The 15794-nt window shown below is 72.3% G+C and carries 9 protein-coding genes; 7 read left to right on the top strand and 2 right to left on the bottom strand.

The window, feature by feature from the left end:
- Positions 1-240: 240 nt before the first annotated feature.
- The 4 genes from HN031_RS04285 to HN031_RS04270 all read left to right on the top strand — a co-directional run bounded on the left by HN031_RS04285 (position 241) and on the right by HN031_RS04270 (position 9177).
- Complete coding sequence (locus HN031_RS04285; protein ID WP_172266803.1) at positions 241-789, top strand: hypothetical protein; 549 nt, start codon at positions 241-243, stop codon at positions 787-789.
- Positions 790-846: 57 nt separating this feature from the next.
- A complete protein-coding gene (locus HN031_RS04280; protein ID WP_172266800.1) occupies positions 847-2205 on the top strand; it encodes an MFS transporter in 1359 nt (452 codons plus the stop codon).
- Between the two features lie 131 nt (positions 2206-2336).
- The gene (locus HN031_RS21835) at positions 2337-5852 is read left to right on the top strand and encodes a M12 family metallo-peptidase (RefSeq protein WP_216652046.1); all 3516 of its coding nucleotides are present in this window, start codon (positions 2337-2339) and stop codon (positions 5850-5852) included.
- A gap of 130 nt (positions 5853-5982) precedes the next feature.
- The gene (locus HN031_RS04270) at positions 5983-9177 is read left to right on the top strand and encodes a reprolysin-like metallopeptidase (RefSeq protein WP_172266797.1); all 3195 of its coding nucleotides are present in this window, start codon (positions 5983-5985) and stop codon (positions 9175-9177) included.
- A 54-nt stretch (positions 9178-9231) separates the two neighbouring features.
- On the opposite strand, the gene HN031_RS04265 is transcribed toward HN031_RS04270, so the two are convergent.
- Both HN031_RS04265 and typA read right to left on the bottom strand, forming a co-directional pair.
- Positions 9232-9900 carry a hypothetical protein gene (locus tag HN031_RS04265; RefSeq protein ID WP_172266794.1) on the bottom strand — a complete coding sequence of 223 codons (669 nt, stop codon included), beginning with the start codon at positions 9898-9900 and terminating at the stop codon, positions 9232-9234.
- Positions 9901-9910: 10 nt separating this feature from the next.
- A complete protein-coding gene (gene typA, locus HN031_RS04260; RefSeq protein WP_172266791.1) occupies positions 9911-11803 on the bottom strand; it encodes a translational GTPase TypA in 1893 nt (630 codons plus the stop codon).
- A 192-nt stretch (positions 11804-11995) separates the two neighbouring features.
- On the opposite strand from typA, the gene HN031_RS04255 reads away from it, so the two are divergent.
- From HN031_RS04255 to HN031_RS04245, 3 genes are all read left to right on the top strand, one after another.
- Complete coding sequence (locus HN031_RS04255; protein ID WP_172266788.1) at positions 11996-13351, top strand: protealysin inhibitor emfourin; 1356 nt, start codon at positions 11996-11998, stop codon at positions 13349-13351.
- A gap of 218 nt (positions 13352-13569) precedes the next feature.
- Positions 13570-14619 (top strand): hypothetical protein, encoded by a 1050-nt coding sequence (locus HN031_RS21000; protein ID WP_216652045.1) that lies wholly within the window; start codon positions 13570-13572, stop codon positions 14617-14619.
- Between the two features lie 170 nt (positions 14620-14789).
- On the top strand, positions 14790-15785 hold the full coding sequence (locus tag HN031_RS04245) for a DNA topoisomerase IB (protein WP_172266785.1): 996 nt from the start codon (positions 14790-14792) through the stop codon (positions 15783-15785).
- Positions 15786-15794: the final 9 nt, after the last annotated feature.

Here is a 15794-nt window from a genome sequence, read left to right as displayed (position 1 = left end):
ATGTCGAACGACAACAGCTTGCTCGAAGGGGTTCGCCCCTCTCGCCGCACCATCGTGCGCAGTGCGGCCTGGACGGTTCCCGTGGTCGCTGTTGCGACGACCGCGCCCGCCTTCGCCGCGTCGCCGTGCGACCCTCGGACGAACCAGGTCCTGGACTGGGACAGCGCCAACACGACATGGACACGGGCGACGGACCGTCGCAGCGGGTCCGCGACCTTCGACCCCGACCTCACTGGCCCGGTGCCCACTCTGACCCTCAGCCTGTCGACGTCGTACGCCGGCAACATGAAGCCCGGCAACGAGACCGCCTTCGGCAACGCGCTGCAGGTTGTCTCCGCAGCTGGTGGGCTGGGTACCTCGGCCCTGACGTTGGTCCAGTCGACGACGTCCGCGAGCCCCCAGGGCCGCAACGACCGTGGTTCCTACACGTTCTCGTTCTCTCGGGCTGTCAGCAACCTGACCTTCACCGTCACGGACGTCGACTCCAACTCGGGCGACTTCGACGACGTCCTGGAGCTGACGCCCGGCTACGTCGAGCAGTCGCGTGGGTCGGCCATCACGTCCGACAACAACGGTCCGAACGGTACGCAGCGCTACTACAACACGTCGCCCAACAACGCGCTCAACGACGTCTCGAGCACTGCCGGCAACATCCGCGTCCGCTACGCCGGCCCGATCTCGTCGTTCACGATCACCTACTGGAACTGGGCCAACCAGTTCTCCAGCGGCGTCGACACGAACCAGGGCATCTTCCTCAGTGACCTGACGTTCGACTACAAGCCCTGCTGATCCCCGCCTGAGGCCCCCGGGGAACAACCCGGCCCCACCGGCGGTTGTCGCTCCTTGATGACCTCCGCCACCGAGACCGACCCTGCGACCGACCAGGCTGACGACTCCCGCCGCGTCTCGATGCTGCTCGGGCTGCTGTTCGGGCTCGCCGGCATGGGCTCCTCGAGCGCCGCGGTCGCCCTCGCCCTGATCGGCGAGGACCTCGGCGTCAGCGCCGGCCTGGCCGCCTGGGCGATCAGCCTCTATGTGCTGATGCTCGCGGTGACGACGGCGCTCTACGGCCGGATCTCCGACCTCGTCGGCGTCCGCGGCCCCCTCCTCGCCGGGCTCGTGCTGATGTCGGTCGGCGCGCTCGTCGCCTCGCTCGCGCCCACCTTCGAGGTGCTGCTCGGCGCGCGGATGCTGCAGGGGGCAGGCGCCGCCGCCGTACCGACGCTCGGCGTGACGATCCTCTCCGCGCGCTACAGCGGTGAGGTGCGTGGCCTCGCCTTCGGCCGGCTCGCCGGCGTGGCGGCCGCCGTCAGCTGCCTCGGTCCGCTCATCGGCGGTGTCGTCGAGGCGGCCTTCGGCTGGCGCGCCGTGATGGCGCTGCCCATCCTCGGCGCCCTCGTGGTGCCGCTGCTGTGGCGCGCGCTGCCGACCGGCGGCAGCGGTGCCCGCCTCGACGTGGTGGGCGCCGTGCTCGTCGCGCTGACCTCCGCCGGCATGGTCCTGCTCGTGCAGTCCCCGTCGGGCGGCCTGGTCGTCGCGGCCCTCGGCGCCGTCCTGCTGGTGCTCGGCGTGCCCGCGGTGCGCGCGAGCGTACGACGACGCCCCGACGGCTTCCTGCCGGTCGAGGTGATCCGCAACACGACCGTCGTGCGCAGCGCGATCGCGGCCTCCGCCGTGCCCGCCTCGTGGTTCGCCATGCTCATCGCGCTGCCCGCCGTGCTGCTCGCCGAGGGCTGGGAGGCGTGGCAGGTCGGCCTGGCCATGGTGCCGAGCGCCGCCGTCGCGCTGCTGGTGCCGCAGGTGACGGGGCCGATGCTCACCAGGATCGGGCCGAGCCGCTCGCTCGCGATCGCCGGTCTCGTCGCCTCGGGCGCGCTGCTCGTGGCGACCGCCGGCGCGTTCTGGGCCAGCGCGACCGTGCTCGTCGTCGGCATCGTGCTGGTCACCTTCGCCTTCGGCCTCGGCCAGCCCGCGCTGAGCGCCGTCGTGGGCGACGCCGTGCACGAGGACGTACGAGGCGTCGCGCTCGGCGTCTCGACGCTGCTCTTCCTCATCGGTGGCAGCATCGGCTCCGCCGTGGTCGCCGGGCTGAGCGGTCCGCTCGGCATGCCCGGCGCGCTCCTCGTGCTCGCGGTCCTCCCGCTCCTGGGCCTGGTCGTGCTCGCACCGACCCTGCGCCGCACGGCTGCCTCACCGGCTGCCTGACGGGGCCCCACCCGATGGGACGTGGACGTCTTCCCAATCCGGGCGAGCGGATCTAGGTTGACGCTTCCATCCCACTGTCACCAGCGGTCACAGGGGCTGGAGCCACCCTTCGACCCTCTCGGGAGCAGTCCTTGTCCTACCCTCGCGCCCTCCGGCGGGCGCAGCGCAGAGCCGCCGCCATCGCCGCCACCTCTCTCGCCGTCGTCCTGACGGCCACCGGCCTCCAGGCGTTCACCGCCCCGGCCACCTCGTCGCCAGCCGCGCCGTCGGCAGCCGGAGACGACTACTGGACCTCCACCAACGAGCAGCAGCGCGGCGCGAAGGGCGGCAACGACGCCCGCGTCCAGCCGCGTGCCTACGAGGCCTACACCCTCGACCGCCCCGCGATCGCGCAGCGGCTCGAGCAGGCGCCCGCCGATGACGCCTCCGCCGACCCGGTCGTGGTGCGTGTCCCGGCGCCGACCGGCGAGCTCGTGGAGTTCGCCGTCACCGAGTCGCCCGTCATGCAGGACGGCCTCGCCGCCGCGCACCCCGAGCTCCGGACGTACGCCGGTCGCGGGGTCGAGGACCCCACCGCGTCCATCCGCCTCGACCTGACCCGCACGGGCTTCCACGCCTCGGTGCGCGGAGCCGGTGAGAAGGCCGCCTGGTACGTCGACCCGGCCTACAACGGCGACCAGAGCCTCTACGTCTCCTACCGCGGCAGCGACGTGCCGGCGCCGCAGCGCGGCCTCGTCGAGCCCGAGCTCGACCACGACCTCCACCAGGACCTCGCCCAGGAGCAGGCCGCCGGCGAGGCGCCCGGCACCGCGGTGAGCCTGCGGACCTACCGCCTCGCCCTCCTCAACGACCCGTCGTACGCGACGTACTTCGGCACCGCCAACGTGCTGAGCGAGAAGGTGACCCTGATGAACCGGGTCAACCACATCTACAACGACGACCTGGCGATCCGGATGCTGCTGATCGACGAGTCCGACGCCCTCAACCTGGACACGGCCGCCGAGGCGACCGAGCCCAACGGGCCGTGCGGCGCGGCCGCGTGCTTCACCCCCGCCCAGCTCACCAGCTGCGGCAGCTCCACCCTGAGCCGCAACCGCATCGTGCTCGGCCAGCTCGTCGGGGCGTCCAGCTTCGACGTCGGCCACGTCGCCCTCGGCGTCAACGGCGGCGGCATCGCCGGCCTGGGCGTCGTCGGTGGCGACCGCAAGGCGGCCGGCTGCACCGGGTTGCCGACGCCCGAGGGCGACTTCTTCGCCATCGACTACGTCGCGCACGAGCTCGGGCACCAGTTCGGTGGTCCGCACACCTTCAACGGGACCGAGTACAACTGCGGCGGCAACCGCAACGGCTCGCCGTGGGAGCCCGGCTCGGGCACCTCGGTGATGGCCTACGCCGGCATCTGCCAGCAGGACAACCTCCAGCCGCACACCGACCCGTACTTCTCGCAGCGCAGCATCACCGACCTCACCACCTACGTCCTCACCCCGCGCCCCGCCATCAACGAGGTGCAGACCGTGTCGCTGCGCGGCTTCGACACGGACGGCGAGTCGATCACCCTCACCTTCAACGGCCAGACCACCGCGCCCATCGTCCGGGGCACGACCTGGACCACGGCCGCCATCGACGCGGCCATCGAGGCCGTCACCGGTGCCGGCACCGTCACCGTGGCCGCGTTCGGCGGGTCCGGCGACCTCACCGACGCCGGCTTCCAGGTGACCTTCAACGGCCCCGGCCTCGCCGGCGGCAACCAGCCGCAGCTCTCGGTGGCCGTCGCCAGCGGCGACGCCTCGGGCTTCGTCGGCGAGACCGCCAAGGGCGGCCCCATCGACAACGCCGGCTGGCAGGTCACGACCACGGCCAACCGGGCACCCGTCGCCACGGCGCCGGCGGACAGGACCATCCCGATCCGGACGCCGTTCACGCTGACCGGCTCGGCCACCGACCCCGACGGCGACGCCCTGGTCCACATCTGGGAGCAGAACGACAGGGGCGGCGCGACCGGCGTACGCCTCGGCAGCCAGGCCAAGGCGGACGGCCCGCTGTTCCGCATCTTCGGTGCGTACGCCCCGGTGACGCCGGCCGGCACGCTCGAGATCGAGTCGCCCGGGGAGAACATCGCGGACGGCAACCCCAGCCGCACCTTCCCGGACATGGCGCAGATCGCGGCCAACAACACGAACGTCAGCGGTGAGTGCCCGCCGATGCCGGCGCCGCCGGCGACCGGCGGTGCGAGCAACGTGCCGGTGCCCGTGGTGGAGTGCTTCGCCGAGTGGCTGCCCACGGCGGCGTACGTCGGGTCGGCAGCGGCCGGCAACACCGAGCCGTCGCTCAACTTCCGTTTCACCGCTCGCGACCTCGACCCCGAGGCGGGCGGATACGCCTACGACGACGTCAAGCTCACCCTCGACAAGGCCGCCGGCCCGTTCCTGGTGAACTCCAAGAACACGCCCGGAGCCGCGGTCGCCGGTCGCACCGAGACCGTGACCTGGACGGTGGCGGGCACGAACGCGCCGACGATGGCACCCGACGTCCGGATCAGCCTGTCGACCGACGGCGGGCTGACCTTCCCGACGGTGCTGGTGGAGAGCACGCCCAACGACGGCAGCGCGCCGGTCACCTGGCCCAACAACGGGACGACGCAGGCCCGGATCAAGATCGAGGCGGTCGGCAACTACTTCTTCGACATCAACAACGCCGACTTCTCGATCCGGCCCTCGCTGTCGGTCGACGGCCCCGGCGCCACCACCACGACCGCGGCCTACGGCCAGGGCGTGAGCCCGGCCGTGGAGCTGTCGGCCACCACGGGCGCCGTGGACGCCGACAGCATCAGCGCCACCGCGTCGGGACTGCCGACCGGGCTGACCCTGGACCGGGTCGAGGCCACCGCCGACGGGGTCCGTCCCGCCACGGCACGCTGGGCGGTGCGGGGCAAGGTCACCGCTGCTGCCGAGACCTATCCCGTCACGGTGACGATCTCCGACGGGTCGAACGACCCGGTGGAGCGCACGTTCACGGTGGTCGTGACCGGTGGCCCGGGCGACACCACGGCGCCGAGCACGTCGATCGGCTCAGGTCCGGCCGACGGGTCGGTGCTGCTGAAGCGCACGGCGCGGTTCGGCCTGGTCTCCTCCGAGTCGCCGGCCACCTTCAGGTGCACGCTGGACGGTGCGCCGATCGCCTGCGGTGACACGCTCAAGGTCAAGAAGCCGTCCGCGGGCACGCACGTCGTGTCCGTCGCCGCCGTCGACGCCGCGGGCAACGTGGACGCCACCCCGGTCACGCGCACCTTCACCGTCCCGCTCGACGACGGTGCCCTGAAGAGCCGGGGGGCCTGGAAGCGCGTGGCTTCGGCGAAGGCCTTCGGCGGCGACTACGCGCGCTCCCGGCAGCAGGGCGCGACCCTGTCGCACCGGCTGCGCCGGGCCACGAGCGTGAGCCTCGTCGTGAGCACCGGCAGGACGTCCGGCCCGGTCGAGGTCTTCGTCGGCCGTGACCTGGTCAAGACGTTCGCGCTGCGCGGCAAGGGCAGGACCAAGCAGGTGCGCACGGTCGACCTCGACGGAGCGACCTCCGGGAACCTCCGGATCGTGGTGGCCGAGGACAAGCAGGTCCGCATCGAGGGCGTGGCGATCACCACCACCCGCTGACCGCGTACGACGACCGCCCACGACCGCCCTGCTCCCGATCCTGTCGGGGGCAGGGCGGTCCGCGTCGGGAGGTATGGCGCCCTGTCGGTGAGCGGCCCTAGGCTGCGTCCACCGCCACTGAGGAGCACGCATGTCGCACCGGATCCGCAGCATCGCCGCCAGTCTCGTCGTCGTCCTGGGAGCGGGGGTGCTCGTCGCGACCGTCCCGGTCGCCACGGCGGCGCCCGACGACCGCACCTTCGCCCCGCTGCGAGGCTTCGACCTCAGCGGGTCCAAGATCCGTGTCGAGCCCAAGGCCTACGCCGCCACGCGGGTCGACCTCGCGGGGCTGCGCGACGAGCTCCCGGCCGGCGAGGGTTCCGCCGTGGTGCGGATCCCTGCCCCGGACGGCTCCCTGCAGGCCTTCCGCGTCGAGCAGACCCAGCGCATGGAGTCGGGGCTCGCGGGCGCGCACCCCGAGATCCGCACCTGGTCGGGACGCGGCGTGGACGACCCGCGCGCCACCGTCGCGCTCGACATCACGCCGATGGGCTTCCACGCCTTCGTCCGCACGCCCGGTGGCCGCAGCGACTGGTACGTCGACCCGGCCTACAACCGCCGCGGCTCCACCGCGCACCTGAGCTACTTCTCCGCCGACCTGCCGGCTCCGCAGCGCGAGCGCACGGAGGGCGAGATCACCGCGCTGCGTGACACCGTCCGTGCGGCGCAGGCCAAGGACGCGGACGCCGGCAGGCGCGTCGACCGCCACTTCTACCGCCTCGCCCTCACCAGCGACCCGTCCTACGCGGCCTACTTCGGCACCGACAACGTGCTGGCCGAGAAGGTCACGCTGATCAATCGCGTCAACCAGATCTACAACGACGACCTGGCCACCGAGCTGCGCCTCGTCAACGAGACCGACAAGCTCAACTTCGACACCGAGGCCGAGGCCACCGGCCCCGACGGACCGTGCGGCTCCGCCCCGTGCTTCGACGTCGCCGACCCGGGCGACCCCACCACCGAGGACGACGACCTCCCCGGTGACCTCGACGGCTGCACGATCCTCACGCTCGGCCAGAACCGCACCGTCCTGGGCCAGCTCATCGGCGCCTCCAGCTACGACGTCGGCCACATCGCGCTCGGCAAGGACGGCGGCGGCGTCGCCTACCTCGGCGTCGTCGGCGGCGACTACAAGGGCGGCGGCTGCACCGGGCTGGCGGAGCCCAAGGGCGACTTCTTCGCGATCGACTACGTCGCGCACGAGATCGGGCACCAGTTCGGCGGCAACCACACCTTCAACGGAGCGGCCGGCAACTGCGCCGACAACATCTCCGAGGCCTCGGTCGAGCCGGGGTCGGGCTCGTCGGTCATGGCCTACGCCGGCATCTGCGGACGCGACGACCTGCAGCCGCACACCGACCCCTACTTCTCCTTCCTCACCGTCGACGAGGTCGAGGCCGTCCAGTCGACGCCCTACAACGTCATCGAGGTGCAGACGGTGTCGCTGCGCGGCTTCGACGCCGACGGCGAGTCGATCACCCTCGACTTCCCGGGGGCCACCGGTCCGATCACCCTCACCCGCGGCACCGACTACACCAACGCGGGCGTCGAGGCGGCCGTCGAGACCCTCACCGGCCAGGACGTGTCGATCGCCCAGTGGGGCTACGACGAGGTGTTCAACTCCGACGAGGACGGCAACCCCCTGGTCGAGCCGATCGACGACCGCGGCTTCCAGGTGATCTTCAACGAGGAGCCGCGGATGTTCTTCGAGGGCGGGCCCTCCGACCTCGACCAGCCGCCGCTGACGGTGGCCAGCGGCAGCGCCGGCGTCAGCGGGTTCGTCGGTGAGACCGAGAAGGGCGGGCCGGCCGACAACAACGGCATCGACCTGCCGCAGACCGACGAGCTCGCCGACAACACGGCGCCGGTGGTGACGGCGCCCGCTGCGAGGACGATCCCGATCCGCACGCCGTTCGCGTTGACCGGGTCCGGCACCGACGCCGACGGCGACCCGCTCGTCTACCTCTGGGAGCAGGCCGACTTCGGCTCGGGCACCAGCCTGCCCGACAACCGCAAGGTCTACGGTCCGCTGTTCCGCGTCTTCGGCGACGACGCGGTGGTCAGCGACGAGGACAGCCTGAAGTCCCCGTCGCCGGGCATCAATCTCGCCGACGGCAGCCCGACGCGGGTGTTCCCCGACATGGCGCAGATCCTCGCCGGCAACACCAACGCCGCCACGGGCAGCTGCCCGCCGGCCACGGGCCTGCCCAACCGGCAGCTGCCCGACACGCTCCTCGACTGCTACTCCGAGTTCCTCCCCGGGGCCGAGTACCTCGGCAGCCTCGGCAACACGACACCGGCGATCAGGTTCCGGCTGACGGCGCGCGACCTGTTCCCCAACGGCGGGGGGCTGGCGCACGACGACGTCACGCTCGGGATCGACCCCGGCGCGGGTCCGTTCCTCGTCACCTCCCAGGCCGGGGCCGGGACCACGGTCCCGGGCGGCGCCACGGTGCCGGTGACCTGGGCGGTCAACAACACCCAGCGGCTCGCGGCCAGCGTGAAGGTCTCGCTGTCGACCGACGGCGGGGCGACGTTCGGCACCGTGCTCGCGGCCAGCACGCCCAACGACGGGTCCGAGCGGCTGACGATGCCCAACGTCACCAGCGGCGACGTACGCATCAAGATCGAGGCGGTCGACAACTACTTCTTCGACGTCAACGACGCCTCGTTCAAGCTCGCCGCCGTCCCGAGCCCGGAGACGACCGTCGAGAGGGGCCCGAAGGACGGAGCCATCGTGCTGGAGCGCAAGCAGCGCTTCCGCTTCGGCAGCTCCACCGCACCGGCCACCTTCGAGTGCACGCTCGACGGCAAGGAGGTCGACTGCGCGGACGGGTCCCTGACGGTGAAGGCCAAGCCCGGCACCCACGAGCTCGTCGTCGCCGCGGTCAACGCGGCCGGTGTCGCCGACGCGACCCCGGAGCGCCGGACGTTCACGCGTCCCCACGACGACGGCGCCTTCCGGCAGTCCGGTCGCTGGACGCGGGTGAAGGACCGCAACGCCTACGGCAACGACTACGTCGCCTCGCAGGACCGCGGAGCGGAGCTGTCGAAGAAGGTGCGGCGCGCGACGCGGGTCGTGCTCGTGGTGACGACGACGAAGCAGCCGGCGCTGCTCAACGTCTACGTCGGCCAAAAGCGGATCAAGACGGTCAACCTGCGGGGCAAGAACCGCTCCCAGGCGCTGCGCAAGGTCGACCTCCGCAAGACCCGCACCGGCGAGCTGCGCCTCGTCGTGGTTCGCGGCCCCGTCCGGGTCGAGGGCGTCGCGGTCGTCACCGACTGACCGCGTGGGGCGACGCGCCTGCGGGCCACCTCCGTCACCGGAGGGGGCCGCAGGTCAGCGCGTCGTGCGAGCCCGCTCGGCCAGCGCGACGGCGGCGCGCTGCACCACCGACAGCTCCTCGGGGTCGCGGGCCACCTCGTGCGGCACGTCACCGCCGAGCAGCGCCGCCGGAGTGGTGAGCCAGGCCCACACCCGCCACGGGTCGATGCCCGCGGCCAGCAGCGGCTCGAGGACGGGCAGCAGCTCGCTGCGGACCTCCCCGGTGTCGTCGAGCTGGAACCTCGGCACCAGGGTCTCGCCCTGGTGCTGCACCAGCAGGACCGTACGGCGCCCCGCGGCCTTGTGCAGCGCGAACCTGGCCGCGTTCTCCGAGACGCCTCGCATCCGGCCCACCTCGGCGTAGGACGACCAGCCGCCGTCGAGCAGCGCCGCCCGGACGCGGCCCTCGCGCCGCAGCCGCACCAGCTCCACCGGCACCCCGTGCGTCGGGTCGTCACCCACCGAGCGCAGCTGCCGGTCGAGGTCCTCGAGGCGCTCGGCGTCGAGGGGCTCGCCGGTCGCCGGCTCGTGCCAGCGCACGACCCCCGCCTCGTCGCGCTCGTAGGTCGGCAGCCCGGCAGCGCCGAGCTGCTCGGCGAGGCCGAGACCCTCCAGCCACGCAGCCAGCCGCCCGGCGAGCGCGTCGTCGTGCGGACGGGCTGGCTGGTCGGGGCGGGAGGTCACGACGCCTCGGCTACTTGTTGGCCTTGCGGGCGCGGCTCGCGGTCTTGGCCCGTGCGTTCGCGTCGAGCACGACCTTGCGGATGCGCACCTGCTCGGGGGTGACCTCGACGCACTCGTCCTCGCGGCAGAACTCCAGGCACTGCTCGAGGGAGAGCCGCTTCGGCGGGATCAGCTTCTCGAAGTTGTCCGAGGTGGCGGACCGGATGTTGGTCTGCTGCTTCTCCTTGGTGATGTTGACGTCCATGTCGTCGGCGCGGGAGTTCTCGCCGACGATCATGCCCTCGTAGACCTCGGTGGTCGGCTCGACGAACAGCACGCCGCGCTCCTGCAGCGACGTCATGGCGTACGCCGTCGCCGCACCGGCGCGGTCGGCCACCAGCGAGCCGTTGTTGCGCGAGCGGATCTCGCCGGCCCACGGGTGGTAGCCCTCGGAGATGTGGTGCGCGATGCCGGTGCCGCGGGTCTCGGTGAGGAAGTCGGTGCGGAACCCGATGAGGCCACGGGACGGGACGACGAAGTCCATGCGGACCCAGCCGGTGCCGTGGTTGGTCATGCCCTCCATGCGGCCCTTGCGGGCGGCGAGGAGCTCGGTGATGGTGCCGAGGTACTCCTCCGGCGCGTCGATGGTGAGGCGCTCGTAGGGCTCGTGGACCTTGCCGTCGACCTCGCGGGTGACGACCTGCGGCTTGCCGACGGTGAGCTCGAAGCCCTCGCGGCGCATCTGCTCGACGAGGATCGCCAGCGCCAGCTCGCCGCGGCCCTGGACCTCCCAGGCGTCGGGACGCTCGGTCGGCAGGACGCGCAGCGACACGTTGCCGACGAGCTCGGCGTCGAGGCGGTCCTTGACGAGGCGGGCGGTGACCTTGGCGCCCTTCACCTTGCCGACCAGCGGCGAGGTGTTGGTGCCGATGGTCATCGAGATCGCGGGCTCGTCGACGTGGATGAGCGGCAGCGCGATCGGGTTCTCGGCGTCGGCCAGGGTCTCGCCGATGGTGATGTCGGGGATGCCCGCGATGGCGACGATGTCGCCGGGACCGGCGGACTCGCCGGGCTTGCGCTCGAGGCCCTCGGTGACGAGGAGCTCGGTGATCCGGACGTTCTTGACCTCGCCGTCACGACGCATCCAGGCCACGGTCTGGCCCTTCTTGAGCGTCCCCTGGTGGACGCGGAGCAGCGCGAGCCGGCCGAGGAACGGCGAGGAGTCGAGGTTGGTGACGTGCGCCTGCAACGGCGCCTCGTCGTCGTACTGCGGGGCCGGGATGGTCTCCAGGATCGTCTTGAACAGCGGCTCGAGGTCGGAGCCCTCCGGCATCGAGCCGTTCTCGGGCTGCTCGAGGGAGGCGATGCCGGCCTTGCCGGAGGCGTAGACGACGGGGAAGTCCAGCGCGTCCTGGCTGTGCGAGTCGTCGAGCAGGTCCATGAAGAGCTCGTAGGACTCGTCGACGACCTCGGTGATGCGGGCGTCGCTGCGGTCGGTCTTGTTGACGACGAGGATCACCGGCATGTCGGCGTTGAGCGCCTTGCGCAGCACGAACCGGGTCTGGGGGAGCGGACCCTCGGAGGCGTCGACGAGCAGCACGATGCCGTCGACCATGGACAGCCCGCGCTCGACCTCGCCGCCGAAGTCGGCGTGGCCGGGGGTGTCGATGATGTTGATGACCATCGGCTGGCCGCCACCGGCCGGACCGGCGTAGTGGACCGCGGTGTTCTTGGCGAGGATGGTGATGCCCTTCTCGCGCTCGAGGTCGCCGGAGTCCATGACGCGGTCCGCGACGCTCTCGGCCTGGTGCGCGGTGAAGGCGCCGGCCTGGCGCAGCATCGCGTCGACCAGCGTGGTCTTGCCGTGGTCGACGTGCGCGACGATCGCGACGTTGCGCAGGTCGGAGCGGGACTGGGTGGGCATGCAGGGGCCTTCCGGGGCGGAGACGAGGCGGCCACAGGGGCCGGGCGCGGCCAGCAGGGCCGCAGCGCCAAGAAGTCTAGTGGCCGCAGCGTCAGATCGAGACTTCGTGAGCGAGGGGCCGACGCCGGAGGACGGCCTGTCCGGCGGGTGGCGGGCCTACCGGGTGTCGGAGCGAGGCGGTAGACCTGTCCCATGACTCCTCGGGACACCTCCGCCGACCTGGTTGGCGCGGCACCTCGGTGCACCTTCATCCCGCCCTGGCTCGTCGAGCGCGTCGACGGACCCGAGGCTGCGGCGCACGACGAGGCCCTCCGGGCGCGGCGGGCCCTCGAGGCGCGTTCGACACCGACGGCCGGCGCGGAGGTGGCGACGGGACCGGACTGGATCGTCCACGACGCGGGATCGACGACGACCCTGCCCGGCACGCCGGCGCGAGAGGCGGACCAGCCGGCGACCGGCGACACGGCGGTCGACGAGGCCGCCACGGGGATCGAGCAGACGCTCCGGATGTTCGCCGAGGCCCTCCAGCGCGACTCCCACGACGACGCGGGCGCCACGGTGAGCATCACCGTCCACTACGGCGAGGCCTACAACAACGCCTTCTGGGACGGCACGCAGCTGGTTTTCGGCGACGGGGACGGCCGGGTCTTCGAGCGCTTCACCAGGCCGGTCGACGTGCTGGCCCACGAGTTCTCCCACGCCGTCATCGAGCACACCGCCGGCCTGGCCTACCAGGACCAGTCGGGCGCGCTCAACGAGTCCGTCGCCGACGCCTTCGCCTCCTGCCTCAAGCAGTGGCTGCTCGAGCAGACGGCCGACGCGGGGGACTGGCTCATCGGCGAGGGCCTCTTCCTGCCGTCGGTGCAGGCCCGGGCGCTGCGCGACATGGCCGCTCCCGGCACGGCCTACGACGACCCCGATCTCGGCACCGACCCGCAGGTCGGCCACATGGACGACTACGTCGAGACCTCCAACGACAACGGCGGCGTCCACCTCAACTCCGGGATCCCCAACAAGACCTTCCAGCTCGCCGCGGTGGCGATCGGGGGCCGCACGATCGAGGGCGCCGGCCGCATCTGGTACGACGCCCTCGTCAGCGGCGACGTCCCGACGGACTCCGACTTCGCCACCTTCGCCGCGGCGACCGTCGCGGTCGCCGGGCAGCACGCCGACGCGGTGCGGCAGGCGTGGGCGCAGGTCGGCGTGGAGCCGGCGGCGCCGACGGGTGCGTCGACCCCGGCGGAGCAGCCGGTGCCCGCGGGGGCGCCGGCGGGCCGGCTCCGTGTCGAGCGCAGCGGCGGCTTCGCCGGGCGTACGGAGTCGGTCGAGGTCGACCTCGACGACACCGTCGAGCCGGGCCTGCGCGCGCTGGTCGACGAGGCCGTGGTGACGGCCCCGACGACGGGCACGCCGCCGATGCCCGACATGTTCACCTACACGTTCGTCGTGGAGGGCCGCGCCCCGGTCATCGTCCCCGAGCAGCTGTTGTCCGCCAGCCAGGCCGAGCTCGCCCGGCGGGTGCTGCGAGGCGGCCCGGCCGCGCGCTGAGGCAGACCGCGCGCTGAGGGTGGCCGATCCCCACGGGAGGCACACGTCCACTGTGGTCGAACGGTGGACGGGCAGTGGCCGAACGCGCCTCTGGTGTGGCAGACGACAGGGTGTCCTTGACGCCGCACCACCTGGCCGGTGGACCTCGGCGTCGAGGCCCCGCAGTGGTGCGAGCGCAGCGGCACGGTGCCGCTCGCCCTCGAAGGGGTCAACCACTCATGTCATCCCGCACGCGCCGTCTCGCGGCCCTCGTCACCACTGCCACCGCCGCGGCCATCGCCGTCGCCGGGACGACCGTCCCGGCCCACGCCGCCTCGGCCACCATCCGTCCCGGCGACCTCAACACCGCCGACACGCGTGCCACCGGACACGTGGAGTTCCTGCGCGACGGCCTGCACGTCTGGACCGAGGGCTCGACGTCCACCGACAAGGCCGCGGGCTACTTCGCCCTCACCGGCGGCATCCCCTCGTCGGCCTCGATGACCTGGGCCGGCAGCCAGCCCGAGCCCGGCAAGCAGCTGGTCTTCGACGCTGATGGCATCGCCGGCAACGGCAACGACTACAACATCCTCGTGGGCGAGTCCGTCTACGGGAACGTGTGGTGGCTGACGTCGTCGTCGTCCACCACCGCGAAGGCAGCCGACCCCTCGGGCGTCGCCGCCGGCGGTCAGGGCTCGGAGTGGTACGGCACCCTGGCCGAGTGGCAGGCCGCGCTGCCGCAGGCGCGTGTCGCGTTCGGCGGGTTCTCGCTGGGCTCGGGGGTCAAGGGTGAGGGCGTCATCGAGCGGATGCAGTACGGCTCGACCGTCTACGAGTTCACCAGCCTCGCGCAGGCGCAGGACGGGGTGGACGGCACGGACGGTCAGGACGGTACGGACGGCCAGGACGGCGCCACCGGGCCTGCCGGTGCTGCCGGTCCTGCCGGTCCCGCTGGCGCGGTCGGTCCCGCGGGCCCGGCCGGCGCGACCGGGCCGGCCGGCGCCAACGGTGTCGTCACCGTCGTGGACGCCGAGGGCCGCTTCTCGTTCGCGAAGGTGAACCGCGGCGTCAAGGTCACGCTCACCACCAACGACGGCGCAGCCGGTGACGTCGTGGGCAAGAAGGTCCGGTGGGTCGTCAAGCTCGACGGCGAGAAGCTGGCCGAGCTGACCCAGGGCCTCGGTGACGAGGACGTCGTGTCCGCCCGCGCCGCCAAGGCCTCCGGCGCGCACGTCGTGACCATCAAGAAGAACGGCACGGTCGTCCGCACCATCATGATCCGCGCCTGATCCGGTCCGCTCCCGAGCGGAGCGGACCCACCGGCGAGGCAGCGCCCCGGGCGTCCCGGACGGGACACCCGGGGCGCTGCTGCTCCGCGTCGGCGGACCGACGGTGGGCCCCACCGATGCCCTCCCTCCGGGTGGCACGTCGCCGACCGTGCGCCCAGTAGGTTCGCCGCATGCCTCGACTGCGGCGGACGGCTCCCCACCAGCCCGGTTGGACGCGTCGCCGCTCGGGCAAGGGCTTCACCTACCTCGACCAGCACGGCGACAAGCTGGGACCCGAGGAGGTCGCGCGCTGCAAGGCGCTCGTCATCCCCCCGGCCTGGCGCGACGTGTGGATCACGCCCTATCCCCACGGCCACCTGCAGGCCGTCGGCACCGACGACGCCGGCCGGCGCCAGTACCTCTACCACCCGCAGTGGCGCGCCAGCCGCGACGCCGCCAAGTTCGACCGGATCCTCGACTTCGGCAAGGCGCTGTCCAAGGCGCGCGAGCGGGTGCTCACCGACATCGGCGCCGAGGGGATGTCGCTCGAGCGGGCGTGCGCCGTGGCGGTGCGGCTGCTCGACCTCGGCTACTTCCGCATCGGCAACGATGTCTACACCGACACCAACGGCTCCTTCGGCCTGACGACGCTGCTCAAGGAGCACGTGTCGCGGCACGGCGACCGCATGCGGTTCGCCTTCGTCGGCAAGTCGGGCGTGGAGCACAACATCGAGATCGACGACCCGTCGGCGATCGAGGCGCTCGAGGTGATGCGACGCCGGCGCGGCGGGGGTGACGAGCTGCTGGCCTGGAAGGACGGCAAGCGCTGGCGCGACCTGTCGTCGAGCGACGTCAACGACTACATCCGCGGCTGCTTCGGCATCGACGCGACGGCCAAGGACTTCCGCACCTGGCACGCCACCGTGATCGCGGCCGCCGCCCTCGCCGACACCTCCGAGCCGGGGCAGAGCAAGGCCTCGCGCAAGCGCGCCGTCTCCAGCGCGATGAAGGAGGTCTCGGAGTTCCTCGGCAACACCCCGACCCTGGCTCGCACGTCCTACGTCGACCCGCGGGTCGTCGAGGCCTACGAGCGCGGTCAGACCATCACGGTCCGTGGCGAGTACGACTCCTCCGACGCCCGGCAGGCGGCGCTCGAGCGAGCGGTGCTCAAGCTCCTCACCGGCTGACGGGCGCCG

The sequence above is a fragment of the Nocardioides sp. zg-1308 genome (genome assembly GCF_013155375.1).
Taxonomy (GTDB): domain Bacteria; phylum Actinomycetota; class Actinomycetes; order Propionibacteriales; family Nocardioidaceae; genus Nocardioides; species Nocardioides renjunii.
The sequence above is the reverse complement of the archived record's forward strand: the minus strand, read 5'-3'. Positions and strand labels throughout refer to the sequence as shown.